This window comes from Streptococcus sp. Marseille-P6264, assembly GCF_902460355.1.
In the GTDB taxonomy this organism is placed as follows: Bacteria; Bacillota; Bacilli; order Lactobacillales; family Streptococcaceae; genus Streptococcus.
The window spans coordinates 23,337-37,120 of sequence record NZ_CABPTO010000001.1 but is presented as its reverse complement, the minus strand read 5'-3'; the positions used below and the strand labels follow the sequence as shown (position 1 = coordinate 37,120).

At 43.5% G+C, this 13,784-nt stretch carries 11 protein-coding genes, 1 tRNA gene and 1 other RNA gene; 1 reads left to right on the top strand and 12 read right to left on the bottom strand.

Annotation, left to right across the window (positions count from 1 at the left end):
* Positions 1 to 57: 57 nt before the first annotated feature.
* The 11 genes from FZ941_RS00195 to FZ941_RS00145 all read right to left on the bottom strand — a co-directional run bounded on the left by FZ941_RS00195 (position 58) and on the right by FZ941_RS00145 (position 8,770).
* Positions 58 to 145, bottom strand: a tRNA-Ser gene (locus FZ941_RS00195).
* A 38-nt stretch (positions 146 to 183) separates the two neighbouring features.
* Positions 184 to 1,008: a DUF695 domain-containing protein gene (locus tag FZ941_RS00190; RefSeq protein WP_148886377.1), complete on the bottom strand. Its 825-nt coding sequence runs from the start codon at positions 1,006 to 1,008 to the stop codon at positions 184 to 186.
* A gap of 27 nt (positions 1,009 to 1,035) precedes the next feature.
* Positions 1,036 to 1,384, bottom strand: a transfer-messenger RNA (tmRNA) gene (gene ssrA, locus FZ941_RS00185).
* Positions 1,385 to 1,492: 108 nt separating this feature from the next.
* Positions 1,493 to 1,978 carry a thioesterase family protein gene (locus FZ941_RS00180; protein WP_148886376.1) on the bottom strand — a complete coding sequence of 162 codons (486 nt, stop codon included), beginning with the start codon at positions 1,976 to 1,978 and terminating at the stop codon, positions 1,493 to 1,495.
* A 257-nt stretch (positions 1,979 to 2,235) separates the two neighbouring features.
* Positions 2,236 to 2,571 (bottom strand): YlbF/YmcA family competence regulator, encoded by a 336-nt coding sequence (locus tag FZ941_RS00175; protein ID WP_148886375.1) that lies wholly within the window; start codon positions 2,569 to 2,571, stop codon positions 2,236 to 2,238.
* 18 nt (positions 2,572 to 2,589) lie between these two features.
* On the bottom strand, positions 2,590 to 3,696 hold the full coding sequence (locus FZ941_RS00170) for a prephenate dehydrogenase (RefSeq protein ID WP_148886374.1): 1,107 nt from the start codon (positions 3,694 to 3,696) through the stop codon (positions 2,590 to 2,592).
* A gap of 16 nt (positions 3,697 to 3,712) precedes the next feature.
* Entirely contained in the window at positions 3,713 to 4,879 is a 1,167-nt protein-coding gene (aroC, locus tag FZ941_RS00165) for a chorismate synthase (RefSeq protein WP_148886373.1), read from the bottom strand.
* An 88-nt stretch (positions 4,880 to 4,967) separates the two neighbouring features.
* The gene (aroB, locus tag FZ941_RS00160; RefSeq protein WP_148886372.1) at positions 4,968 to 6,035 is read right to left on the bottom strand and encodes a 3-dehydroquinate synthase; all 1,068 of its coding nucleotides are present in this window, start codon (positions 6,033 to 6,035) and stop codon (positions 4,968 to 4,970) included.
* Positions 6,036 to 6,088: 53 nt separating this feature from the next.
* Complete coding sequence (locus FZ941_RS00155) at positions 6,089 to 6,943, bottom strand: shikimate dehydrogenase (protein ID WP_148886371.1); 855 nt, start codon at positions 6,941 to 6,943, stop codon at positions 6,089 to 6,091.
* Positions 6,933 to 7,610 (bottom strand): type I 3-dehydroquinate dehydratase, encoded by a 678-nt coding sequence (aroD, locus tag FZ941_RS00150; protein WP_148886370.1) that lies wholly within the window; start codon positions 7,608 to 7,610, stop codon positions 6,933 to 6,935. The genes FZ941_RS00155 and aroD overlap by 11 nt, the downstream gene beginning before the upstream one ends.
* Positions 7,607 to 8,770 carry a class I SAM-dependent rRNA methyltransferase gene (locus tag FZ941_RS00145; protein ID WP_148886369.1) on the bottom strand — a complete coding sequence of 388 codons (1,164 nt, stop codon included), beginning with the start codon at positions 8,768 to 8,770 and terminating at the stop codon, positions 7,607 to 7,609. Before FZ941_RS00145 ends, aroD begins: the two co-directional genes overlap by 4 nt.
* A 361-nt stretch (positions 8,771 to 9,131) precedes the next feature.
* Between FZ941_RS00145 and FZ941_RS00140 the strand changes: the two genes are divergently transcribed.
* The gene (locus FZ941_RS00140) at positions 9,132 to 11,333 is read left to right on the top strand and encodes an LTA synthase family protein (protein WP_148886368.1); all 2,202 of its coding nucleotides are present in this window, start codon (positions 9,132 to 9,134) and stop codon (positions 11,331 to 11,333) included.
* 136 nt (positions 11,334 to 11,469) lie between these two features.
* On the opposite strand, the gene pulA is transcribed toward FZ941_RS00140, so the two are convergent.
* A complete protein-coding gene (pulA, locus tag FZ941_RS00135) occupies positions 11,470 to 13,767 on the bottom strand; it encodes a type I pullulanase (RefSeq protein WP_148886860.1) in 2,298 nt (765 codons plus the stop codon).
* Positions 13,768 to 13,784: the final 17 nt, after the last annotated feature.

The following is a 13,784-nucleotide window of genomic DNA, read 5'->3' as shown; positions in this document are numbered from 1 at the left end:
ATCGTTCTTTTTCCCCGCTATCAAAAAAAACGCCTTGAGGCGCTTCTTGAAATACAACGGAAGACATGGGATTCGAACCCACGCACGCTTTTACACGCCTACTGCGTTTCCAACACAGCCTCTTAAGCCTCTTGAGTAATCTTCCATAAAAGAGAAAGACCTGCTTTCTCAAAACTTTATCCATTATACCACATTGCAGCTCCAGCCGCTATACTTTCCGTTATATTTTTTCGAAATTTCTATTAATTCCCAAACATGTTGGTTGATGCTAGGGAGCTCTGTGGTATCGAATCGGGATATTTCTAGTTTGTAAGGTCGGGGATCGCCTTCTTCTTTTTTCCTAGAAGAAATATCATAATCAAGAGCAGAGGCATCCCCCATAAAGGAAACACGATCATCGTAAGTCTCAAAACTAAACTTATGAGTGATTTCCCTTAGTTGACTGTGGTCATCCCCGTCTTTTTCTAAGCGATACCAGATACGCTGGTTTAAAATAGATTGATACTCATATTCATTTGGATACAAGAAGTCAAAGTATTGTTTCCATTCAGGATCCACCAGAGTAGCTGAACTATATTGATATTTCGAAAATTGCTCCATTACCTGAGCAATAATCGGCATGTGTCGCTCTCTATCTTTCAAATAGTAATAAAACTCTATATGACCATCTGTGATGACTACTCCGACATAGATAGCCGCAATGCGCTTCATCGCTTCTGAAAGACGATCTTCAATAAGGTTCAAATTAGAAAATTCGTCATAATCTGGAAACCCTGTCTCTGGATCAATATTCAAAATAGCAATTCTCAAACGTAGTGCATAAGTATAGGATGAATAGGGAGCGATAGAATTCAACGCTAAATTTAGACGGATACTAGCCATTCGGTCATCAATAAGGGTCGAAAAAGAGCCCCATTCATTCGGAAGATTTTCTAAATCAACAGAAACTTCCTCAATGGGTAGATGACTATCTTGACTCTTCCCTAAGATTTTTCCAAAAAAACTCATATCATCAAAAACCTCATTTATATATCCCTATGGAGCCGGTGGGAGTCGAACCCACGTCCAAACACCTGCCAACACATTTGTCTACGACCATAGGCCATGTCTTCATTTAACTCAACTTTGACACATGGCTCAAGCCAAAACTAAGCGAGTCTATCAATCTCTTGTAAAATCCCTAGACTTGATTTTACCGTAGCTTGCTCATAATAAGACCGGTCATCAGACACAAGCAATCCGAATCAGGTCACGCTGGCTGTTTTTTAGGCAGCTAAAGCGTAAGAATTGTTATTTTTTGCAGTTATATTTAACTGGCGTTTTACATCCGCTAGATGAGTCGCAAAATGTGCCGCATAATGCCTGTCGAATCCGTAACGACCCCAAGACAAGTAACTATTATACCAAAATAATGTCCTAATTGCAAAAATCAAGATAAAATTACTCCAAAGATGCTGAAATTCCCTTGATATAAGGCACCAAGGGAGTTTAACTACATATGATCTTTCACTGCAACTGCCACCATTTTAGCCTTGGCTCTTGGCTGTCCTGCCACCGACATCTCCATCACTATAATAGCTTTCCTTACTCCCAACTCCTCAAGCCGCGAAGTGACGATGATTTCCTGGTCAATGGGCGTCGGGCTCTGGTAATCAACTTCTAAGCGGGCTGTGATAAAGCGTCCAATGACTGTATCTTGGGTCAAGTCCAAGCCTTTTTCTTGATGGGCAAACCAAGCTGCTGAAGCCGTTCCATGGCAATCAAAAATCATAGCAATCATGCCACCAAAGAGATTGGCCGGCACACCACCAGTATAGTGAGATTCTGGTCTTATTCTAGTGATACATTCCTTCCCATCCAAACTAGGATAAGTCTTTAAATGCAGGCCTAGCTTATTCTTAGGGCCACAGCCCCAGCAATGTTGAAAACGGTCGCCGTATGTATCTTGAATAGCAATCTTTCTTGTTTCTAAAGTCATACCAGTTCCTTTCAATTTTTTCTTGTAAGCGCTTTTTTGATTATTATATCAACCTTTGGGCCAATAGTAAATAGAAAACGGAGCCAATATCTTTTAATTGTTGCTATAATCTGATTTTATAGAGAGCCAAAAATGCAGACTCTGAATGTTACGCTAAGAATGTTCATTCCCAGCCTTAATAGCCTTTCTAAGCCACAGAAAAACCAAGAAAGCCAAATCCGGCTTCTTGGTTTCATCTAATCTTCGAAATTTCTCTATTAGAATAGTTCCTGAATCGGTTCAAAAATAATCCGTTCAATATCAGACAAGTAGATAGAAAGCTGTTGCTGCCTATTAAAGAAAGCTGATAATAAATCATTACCTTGAATTTTATCTCCAAAACTCTGCATTTTTTCCTGAATGTCTGGAGTCGGCATTTGACCTGTTTGAGCCAGTTGCTGCAGCTCTTTCTGGAAAGCTAGGTAGTCATCAAAAATAGCTTTGGCTTCACTGTCCGCATTGATAGCCTGCTTGCTTTCTACTACGGCTTTGTATTCTGGCATTTCGCGAAGTCCACGACTGAGTTCATTGGCTAAATCATAGATATTTGTCATAAGATTCTCCATTTCTTTTTAGTCCAAAAATACTTCATAAACAGTATTTTCTCTTACTATTTTAGCAGATTTTTCCAAGTCTTGGCGATTTTTAAAGGTAATTTGCAGAATACCGTGGGTATCTTCGCGGTTTTCCTCGTTGATACGGATATTGACGACGGAAGTTCCTCTTAGTAATTCTAGCACACCAAGAATGGCTCCTTCTTCATCAGGAACGTTGATAAAGAGGTCATAAAAGCTATCCACACCAGCCCGCTTATGAATTTCCATCTGCTTGCGGCTTTGCCGGCCTCGGTCGAAAAATTCCCAGATAGCTGTCTCGTCCTTAGCCTCAACCGCTGCGGCAACCTTGTCTAGCTGGTTTTTAAAATCTTCCATCCGCTCCAAAATGGCTTCAGGATTTGTCAAGAGGATAGAGGTCCACATACCTGGCTCACTCTCTGCAATCCGTGTCATATCGCGAAAACCACCAGCTGCAAAAGACTGGGTCAGCTCATGCTCTTGGCTATAAGCTGCCGCTTGCTCCATAAGGCTGGAGGCTAAGATATGCGGAAAATGACTGATTTGACTGGTCACTCGGTCATGCTCGGCTGCGTCCACCTGGATAAAACGGGCATTAAGACCACTCAGTAAGTCCTGCATTTCCTCAAGCGTACCAGGCTTGGTCAGGCTAGAGGGGGTGAAGATATAATAGGCATTTTCAAAGAGGGTGACATGGGCGGCCTTGGCTCCGGTCTTGTGACTTCCAGCCATAGGATGAGCACCGACAAAGCGGACAGCTTTATTTTGCAGATATCTTTCTGCGGCCGCCACAATTTCCGATTTAGTCGATCCAGCATCTGAGATGATAACATTTTCCTTCAGGTTCAGCTCCGCTAATTCCTTGATAAATGCTATGGTCTGCTTGATGGGCACAGCCAGAATAATCACATCAGCCAATGGAGCAAAGGCCGCAAAATCATCCGTTACCCGATCTACCATTCCCCGCTCTAATGCAACTCTGCGCGATTCTTCACTGCGATTGTAGCCAAGAATCTCTATTTCAGGATGAGCTCGCCTGATGCCCAGAGCCAAGGAAGCTCCAATCAGCCCCAGACCTGCGATATAGACTGTTTTTCTCTCCATGCCCTTCTCCTTACTTCTAAAAGTTCTTGACAAATTCCCGATGGCGGACTACCGCATCCTTTAGTTCTTCCAGATTGTCCGAAGAGAACTTCTCTAGGACTTCGGTGGCTAAAACTGTTGCCACCACGCTTTCCATGACAACACCCGCCGCTGGCAGAGCCGTAGGATCGCTCCGTTCCACTGTCGCCTTATAAGGCTCGTGGGTCTCAATATCCACGCTCATCAGTGGCTTGTAAAGGGTTGGAATGGGCTTCATGACACCTCGCACCACGATTGGCTGACCATTGGTCATACCGCCCTCAAAGCCGCCTAGATTATTGGTCCTGCGAGTGAAGCCATCTTCCTCAGACCAGAGGATTTCATCCATGACTTGACTGCCCTTGAGACGGCCGGCTTCAAAGCCCACGCCAAACTCAACTCCCTTGAAAGCATTGATGGACACGACTCCCTGAGCGATCTTGGCATCCAGCTTCTTGTCCCATTGGACATAGGAGCCCAGACCGACCGGCACACCGCCAACAACAGTCTCAATGACACCTCCGATGGTATCGCCATCTTTCTTAATCTGATCAATGTAGGCCTTGATTTCTTCTTCGCGCTCGGGATTGACAATGGAAACCTCAGACTGGGCAGCTCTTTCCTTGATTTCTGCTACAGTCAGATTGTCTGGTACATCGATATCAATACCGCCAAAGGTCACGATATGACTGGCAACCTCTACACCGATTTCTTCCAGTAAGCGCTTGGCTACTGCTCCGACTGCTACACGCATGGTCGTTTCACGGGCAGAAGAACGCTCTAGGGAATTTCGCAAATCGTCAAAGCGGTATTTCATACCTCCGACCAAGTCCGCATGGCCAGGGCGTGGTTTGGTAATCTTGCGTAGTCCTTTTTTCTTTTCATCCACATCCGCCGCACTCATAATCTCCAGCCACTTCTGATGATCCAGATTTGTAACATTGAGGGTAATGGGACCGCCCATAGTCAAACCATGCCGAACTCCAGAGGTAATATCAACTTGGTCACTCTCAATCTTCATACGGGCACCGCGGCCGTATCCACCCTGACGGCGCTTGAGCTCAGCATTGATATAGTCAGCGGTCAGAGGAAGACCAGCTGGCACTCCCTCAATAATGGCTGTCAGACGAGGTCCGTGCGATTCTCCTGCTGTTAAGTATCTCATACATTTTCTCCTATTCTGGGATGGAAAAATCGGACATTCTGTCTATTTTTATCCAAACTGTCCAATCGTCTTAAACTCCATCTGGCACTTATTTCTTCAGAAATTCTTTCATCTCTTCCAGCGGAATCTGGTGAATGCTAGCCGAACCCAGCTCAGGCACCAGTACTAGTTTGATAGAGTTGCCTCTAGCTTTCTTATCATGGGTCAGGGCCTGATAGAGAGCATTCTCATTCCATGGCTGGTAATCCACCGGCAAGCCAAACTTCTGACTCATACGGATGATGTCTTCTGTAATCCCAGCTGGCATAAGGCCTTTCTTTTCAGCGACGCGGGAAACTTGTACCATGCCAATCGCCACAGCTTCACCGTGCATGACCTTTCCATAGCCCGCTGTCGCTTCAATAGCGTGCCCAATAGTATGGCCGAAATTCAGATAGAGGCGGACGCCATTATCCAGCTCGTCCTCGACCACAATCTTACGCTTGACATCGCAGGAATGGTAGATGATGCTCTCCGCATGCTCCAAAATCGACTCAGAACTGCCATCCATTTCCGAAAGCTCATCCCAGAGTTCCTTATCCTCAATCAAGCCGTATTTGACTACCTCGCCCATACCTTCAATCAATTCCCGCTGGCCCAAGGTCTGCAAAACTTCAGGGTCAATCAGAACTCCGTCAGGCTGGGTAAAAGTCCCGACCATATTCTTGGCCCAAGGCGTATTGACACCTGTCTTACCACCGATAGAGGAGTCCACCTGAGCTGTCAGACTGGTCGGAATCTGCACGAAATGAATCCCCCGCATGTAGGTCGAAGCAACAAATCCTGCCAAATCACCAACAACGCCACCACCCAAGGCTACAATGCCATCACTACGGGTCAGACCAACTTTGACCAAGAATTCATAGGCCTTGTTAACCGTCTTTAAGTTCTTGCTGGCTTCGCCCTCCAAAAAGTCAAAGACAAAAGCCTCAAACCCAGCTGCCTCTAAGCTCAGCTTGACCTTTTCCGCATAGAGTCGAGCCACTCGATTGTCCGTGATGATGACCACCTTCTGAGGCTGCCAAAGCTGGCTTAGCCAGTCTCCAGCCTGAGATAAGGCTCCTTTTTCGATGGTAATATCATAGGGATGATGAGGGAGATTTACATTTAATTCCATAAGTGCCTCCTTATTTTTCCTGCTCTACCTATAGAGCAGCTGAGTAAGATTGACTATTTATACAGAGCTTCTAGCTGCTGCCAAATTTCTTGACAGGGCATAGATTGGCCTGTCCAAAGCTCGAAAGCTTCTGCTGCCTGATAAAGCAACATACCTAGACCATTCACTGCCTCTACCTTCTGACTTCGAGCCCACTTTAAAAAAGGTGTTTCAAAAGGTTTGTAAATCACATCCGCAACTAAAATCTGTCTCGATAGCTCAATCTGTTCAGGCAGTGGCATGTTGATGCCATCCATACCCACACTTGTTCCATTGACCAACAGGTCTGATTGGTTAATTTTCTCCTGCAGAAGAGCTGAGTCTTCCAAGCTCAACACCTGAATCCTGCTCTTAGTTTGGCGACTGATTGCTACCATCTTGCTGACGGTCTTATCATAGGAAGCATGCCGAGTAAAGACAAAGATTTCTTCCGCTTGATCCAAAGCAGCTTGAGCGATAATAGCTGTCGCGGCTCCTCCAGCACCTAAAATGGTCATTTTTTTGCCCTGAATAGCAAAAGACGGCAAGCTCTTAAAAAATCCCTTGCCATCCGTATTATATCCTATCAATGTACCATTTTTATTCACCACTGTATTCACAGCTCCGATAAGACGGGCACTGGGAGCCAATTCATCAAGATACTGGATGACCTCCTGCTTGTAGGGCATTGACAAATTTATCCCAAACATATCATACCTTCGGATATTAGCAACGGTCGCTTCTAAATCCTCTGCTTCAATTTCCCAAGCAAGGTAGACACCATTGACAGCAGTCTTCTCAAAGGCAGTATTATGAATAAATGGTGAAATACTATGCTTAATCGGCTTAGCAACCACTGCTGCTAGACGAGTATGGCCATTAATTTTCATTTAAAATCTCCCGCACAACCTTCATGTTTGCTAGGGAAACCTGACCTGGTGCACTCGGCTGCTCAACACTAGCAAAAGACCAGCTCGAACCTGTCAAATCTGCAGCTAAGCGAGAAATCTTTCCGACTTTCCCCATAGAAATGGTCACATACTCTTGTTCAGGGTTCAAAATCTTAAATCCACGAGTATAGTTCATCAGATCCAGGACATCCTGCTCATTATGCGCCATGACAGAAACTTTGACCACTTTGGGTGCCAAACTCGTCAATTCTGACAAAATTTCCATCATATTTTCAGGCGTTTCCTCGAAATTATGATAACTGAGAACTAAATTTGGAAACTCGAGCATTTCTTCGAATTTTTCCTTATGCGAATAGTATTCAAAATCAACATAGTCTGGCGAATAAAAATTGGCTACTTCTTTGATAAGAGCAACATATTCATCATCTGACAGATCAATTTCGCCACCTTCTCCGCGACTTCGCAGCGTGAAGAGCAATTCACGACCAGCAAATTTCTCGAAAATAGCAGGAGCAACGTTGAGAATGCTCTCTTTCGGCAAAAAGTCCGCGCGCCATTCGATAATATCAGCATCATCATAACGACTCACATCAATTGCTTTAGCCTCTTCTAAACTTCTGGGCATGATTGAAACGACTAATTTCATTTGTCCACCTTAATTGTAAATACCTTGAGGTAGTTACTATTCTCATCTTTCTTATTGTATACAAAGTCTGCTGGTAGACCATATTCCGCTAGATAGCGGTGAGGGACTCCTGCAAATCCTTTTTCAATTTCTTTTTTAAACTTACTTTTAGAAACATTAGCTGCGTTGGTCGAGAGAATCAATGTTCCTTTTGGACTCAAGATTTCCAAGGCCTGAGCAACCAAACGATGGTAATCTTTCGCAACAGAGAAGGTCTGCTTTTTATTGCGAGCAAAGCTCGGCGGATCTAAGACAATCACATCATACTTCAACTCGTGACGCTTGGCGTATTTGAAATAATCAAAGACATCCATGACCACGAAACGATGGGGCTCTAAATCTAAACCATTGGCTTCAAAATGTGCCTGGGAAAGCTCACGACTACGCTTAGCCAAATCCACCGAAGTTGTTTGGCTGGCACCGCCCATGGCAGCTGCCACCGAGAAAGCCGCTGTATAAGAAAACATATTGAGCAGGCTTTTTCCGCTAGCTAAGCCGTCAACCAGACTCCCCCGCACCTCATGCTGGTCTAGAAAAATCCCAGTCATCAGGCCATCATTCATGAAGACTTGATAGCGCACGCCATTCTCTAAAACCGTAAAATAGGCTGGCGCTTCAGCTCCGTAGAGATGGGCAGACTCATAGTCCAAGCCCTTGAAGCGAATCTTCTCGTAAGCTCCAACGACCTCAGGAAATACCTGCTGGAAAGCATCCACTATCTGATCCTTGATTAAAAAAACAAAGGAATTGTACCAAGAGAAAACGGCATATTTCTCGTAGACATCAACTGTAAAACCGCCAAAACCGTCACCTTCTTGGTTAAACAGGCGATAGGCTGTCGTATCCTCCGCATGACGGTAATAGAAACGCTTGTCTTTAGCTTTTTCAAACAAATGTTGAAAGAAGGCTGAGTTCAGCTCTACCTTGGCATGGGAAATCAGCCAGCCAAGTCCCTTATTTTGTAAGGAGAGATAAGCTGTTCCCAAGAACTTCCCCTGCTGACTATGCAATTCCACACATTGATCGGTGAATGAAAGAGTTGGAAAATCATTCTTATCTAGAACTAAAATCCCTTTTCTCAACTTTTCCTCTGTCTGTTTATTAACAGTAAGTTTCTTCATAAGCATTATTATACCAAATATTGTGAAAATTCTCAAAGCATATTTATTATTTTCACATATTACTTGTTTTAGTAGAAGAAATTTCCAACATTTTATATATTAAATATTTATTTTATCAGGCGGCTTTTGAGTAAGCTTCCCCTACTCACACTTTCCACTATCTATCATGAAACAAATCCTGTCTAATCTTAGGTATGTTTGCGAACAATATTGAAGCTAGGAAATAATTGCCCTTATTAAATTACTTTACAAATAAAATAAACTAAACACTAAATCACCTCAATTTTTCCTCAACTTGAAAAATTGTGATATACTTAGAAAAAGAGAATTTTTAGGAAATAAGACAAGGAAGTATCTTTCTGTGAAAAAAATAACCAAGAATTTACTCAATTTTATGAGTACAAGGCTCGGTTTCGTCTTGAGCTTGCTCACGATTTATTGGTTAAAAACCATGTGGGCTTATACCGTTGATTTTAATTTAGATATCCAAGGAGCCTATCAAATTTTTCTGGCTCTGATTAACCCTTTCCCAATTGGACTTTTACTGATTGGACTCGCTCTTTATATCAAGCCGACTAAGCTTTTTTATTGTGTCAGCACGGCTATCTACATCATGCTCTTTGTCTGGTTGGTCTCAAACTCCATCTACTACCGTGAGTTTACCGACTTTGTGACAGTCAATACTATGTTGGCCTCCAGTAAGGTGTCTGCAGGTCTCGGAGCCGCAGCCATGGAGCTCTTCCGCCCTTGGGATGCTATCTATATCATTGATTTCCCAATTCTAGGCTGGCTTTTTTATAAAAAATATATCCGCTTGGATCATCGTAGGTTTAATTTCCGCGCCAGCTTTGCTGTAACGTCCCTATCAGCGATGCTCTTTTCGGCCAATCTTTTCCTAGCAGAAATTGATCGTCCTGAGCTCCTGACACGCGGATTTTCAAATTACTATGTCGTTCGCGCTCTTGGTCTTCCTGCCTTTCTCGGCTACAGTGCTAATCAAACCTATGCTGCTAATAAAGAGCGTTCCAAAGCCTCTGCCAAGGATCTAGAGCCTGTTGAACAATATATCCAATCCCACTATGCCGAGCCAAACTCTGAATACTACGGCATTGCCAAAGGTCGCAATGTTATCTATGTCCATCTAGAAAGCTTCCAGCAGTTTCTGATTGATTATAAACTGCAGATAGAGGGAAAGGAATATGAAGTTACGCCTTTCCTCAACTCCCTTTACCACTCCAACTCAACTTTAGCTTTTTCAAATATCTTTAATCAGGTTAAGGCTGGAAAGACTTCCGATGCTGAGACCATGATTGAAACAGGTCTCTTTGGTCTCAACCAAGGCTCCTTCATGGTAAACTATGGCGGTACTAATACCCAACAAGCAGCACCTTTTATCCTATCAAAAAATGGAGACTACACATCTGCTGTTTTCCATGGAAATACAGGTAGCTTCTGGAATCGCAACACTGCCTATAAGCAATGGGGCTATAATTATTTCTTCGATGCATCTTACTTTACCAAGCAAGATGAGACCAACTCCTTCCAGTATGGCTTGAACGATAAAATTATGTTCAAAGATTCCATCAAGTATCTGGAACATTTGCAGCAGCCTTTCTATGCCAAATACATCACCGTCTCTAATCACTATCCTTATACGACCAGCTTGATTGGCGATGAGATTGGTTTCCCACTGGCAGATACCAAAGACGAAACCATCAATGGCTATTTTGCAACAGCAAACTACCTCGACTCAGCTGTCAAAGCCTTCTTTGACTACCTAAAAGAAGCTGGACTGTATGAAAATTCAATTATTGTCCTTTACGGCGACCACTATGGAATTTCTAATTCTCGTAATCCAGCTCTGGCGCCTTTGATCAATAAAAATTCTGAGACATGGTCTAGCTATGACAATGCTATGTTACAGAGAGTGCCATACATGGTCGTGATACCTGGAATGGAAAAGGGAAAAATCATCGATACCTTTGGCGGACAAATCGATATGCTGCCAACCTTGGAGCATTTATTGGGAATTGACTCCAAAAATTACCTCCAAGTTGGGCAAGACCTCCTCTCACCTCAGCACCAGCAAATCGTGGCTTTCCGATCAACCAATAACTTTGTAACACCAAAATATACAAGTTATAGCGGCCGCATTTACAACACACAAACTGGTGAGGAGATCACTCTGCCAGACGAGTCAACAACAGCTGAACTAGAAGCTATCCGAACAGCCGCAAATACACAGCTGAAGATGAGCGATGCTATTCAGACGGGGGATCTATTCCGCTTTTATACGGGCAATAACCTAGGCAAAGTCAATCCTGATGATTACAACTACATCAACTCTTTGAAAGCCCTCAAGGCCATTGAGAAAGAAAAAGGTGACCAATCGACTAGCCTTTATTCAAAACGTGGCGGTGTGTCTTCTGTGGATCTCTTTAATTCACCAAGTTATCGAGCACTTCACCCAGAACAATTTCACTCTAGCACTAGCAGCGAAGAGGGAACTAGCGGAGAATCTTCTAGCTCTTCTAGCTCCTCCAGTTCAAGTGCCAGTCCCTAATCTAGGATACTACTCAACTCTTCCTAAAGGATTGAAAAATGTTTTGGGGAGAGTTTTTTATTTTTGAAGCACAAAAAAAGATTGAAGAGGTGAGCCACAAAGCCCATCTTCAATCTTTTCTTATTTTTATTCAATCTTATCTAATCACTTCAAAAACGGAAGCGGTCAGATTTTCAACATAGAAGGGTCTCTTATGGCGGCTGTTGCCGACTAATAAACGTAGGTGATCCGCATTCTCAAGGTAATATGGCAGGCCACTTGCATTAAAAATGATTTCATAATGTTTTTCATCTTTAATCTCAAAAATGACGATACCACTGCCAGCAAAGGCTTCTCTTACAAAGACATGTTTGTAAATCTCTTCATAGGTTTGATAAGAAAATTCCTTCTGACTTGTTTTTAAGTGAATAATCTGCTTGATATAATCAATACTCTCCTGATGTTGACTAATCCATTCCCAATTCACTTGGTTGACTGCATCGGGAGCATTGTAGCTATTCATGGCTCTGTCACGGTCGCTTGGCAGGACTTGGCCCTCTTCGCCTGTTCCTACTAGTTTCGTGCGGGAAAATTCTTGTCCCAATTCCATAAATGCCATTCCCTGCATGAGCAAGTTCATAGCTGTTGCCAGCTCAATTCTTTTCGTCCGAATGACCTCATCATCATCTGGGTGCAAGTCAACCAGCAAGTCATGCAGGTTGAAATTATCATGCGCCTCCACATAATTAAGAACCTGAGTTGGTGTCAAATAGGAGCCTAACTCACTGCTACCCAGAATGGCTTTGGCTATGATATCCTCAGTCGCTTGTCCGCTCACATAACCAGCTTTCAGCCCACCATAGACTTCAGCACCCTTTATCGCATCGCGCTGGGTATCATTGAAAAAGCCGATTCGTGGCAGTTGATAAGCATTGTCTTTCTTAGCCTTGTCCTCTGGCATCAGGCCCGTTCCCATGTCCCAGCCTTCACCATAAAGCAAAATCCGTGGATCAATTTTATCCATTTCTTCTCGGATGATATTCATGGTGGTGACATCATGGATTCCCATCAAATCAAAGCGGAAGCCATCCACATTAAATTCTTCTACCCAGTAACGAAGTGAATCAATCATGAATTTGCGAAACATTTCATGCTCACTGGCCGTCTCACTGCCGACTCCAGTACCATTTTGGAAAGAACCGTTGGGATTCATCCGATAGTAATAATCGGGAACCGTTGACTGAAAGGCTGAGTCAAAGGTGGAATAAATATGATTGTAAACCACATCCAAGGTCACAGAAATCCCTGCATCGTGGTAAGCCTGAATCATGGTTTTCAAATCTCGGATAGCCTGACCCGGGTCATCTGGATTGGAAGAAAAACTGGTTTCTGGTGCATTATAGTTCTGTGGATCATAGCCCCAGTTATAAGTAACTTGGCCATTTTGGTCATAGTCCTTATGTCGGTCAGAAACCGGCTGGAGCTGCACCACATTGATACCTAGATTGCGAATATAATCGAAAGTGGTCTGGTCTCCCTGGCTATTTCTAGTGCCGCTTTGACATGCCCCCAAAAAAGTCCCTCGCAAATGTTCTGCGACACCGGAACTAGGCGATTTGCTAATATCTCGGATATGCATCTCATAGATGACCGCCTGGTTTGGGTTATCTAAACGCCAGGTTGCCTCCTTGCCTTGACATACCTTAAAACCAGCAACAGTCTTGTCCCGTTCGGCAACAATAGCTGAGCGCTTGCCATCTGGACTTGTGGCGATTGTATAAGGATCACGCGTCAAAAAATGCTGGTTTTCAAAATGAACATGATACTGGTAGGCCTTGCCAGCTAAATCTTCTGGCACTTCCACCGACCAAACTCCGATTGTATTTTTAGCATGATCGTGCGAGTAAATCTCTCCCTTTTCCATAGGGAATTCTTTATAAACAGCTGCTTGATTATCGGAAGTTTCATAGACTAGCAATTCAACTGTTTTGGCTGTCGGAGCCCAAACTTTAAACTCATTTACCTGGCCCTGCAGACGATACCCAAGCCAACCTTGGTAGCCCCAGCATTCGTCAAAATAATCTGAGCGCATAGCCACATCGAAATTATGAGGACGTCGCCGCGAATATTGGTGGCTCGTCGTCGCCGCTTGCAAGGAATAGTAGACCTGATGATCTCCTTCAATCAACCACACCTCTGTAGGCAAATAAACTGGCAATAAGTCAATGTGATAATCGCAAGATTGGCTGGACCAGTCTGAACGCTTGACAATCACATGAGCCTGACTAAGAGGCTCCCAACTTTCAAAAGATAGTTCCCCCTGAATACCAAAATAATCAAGTTTGGAAAAAGGTGCTTCTTTTCCCCACTGATCTGTCTGCCACTGCCACAAGTCATAAGAAAAGTAATCTCCCTTAGGATTGTGGTAATGGACAATGACCTTATAGTCTAACATTTTCATTCATCTCTTTA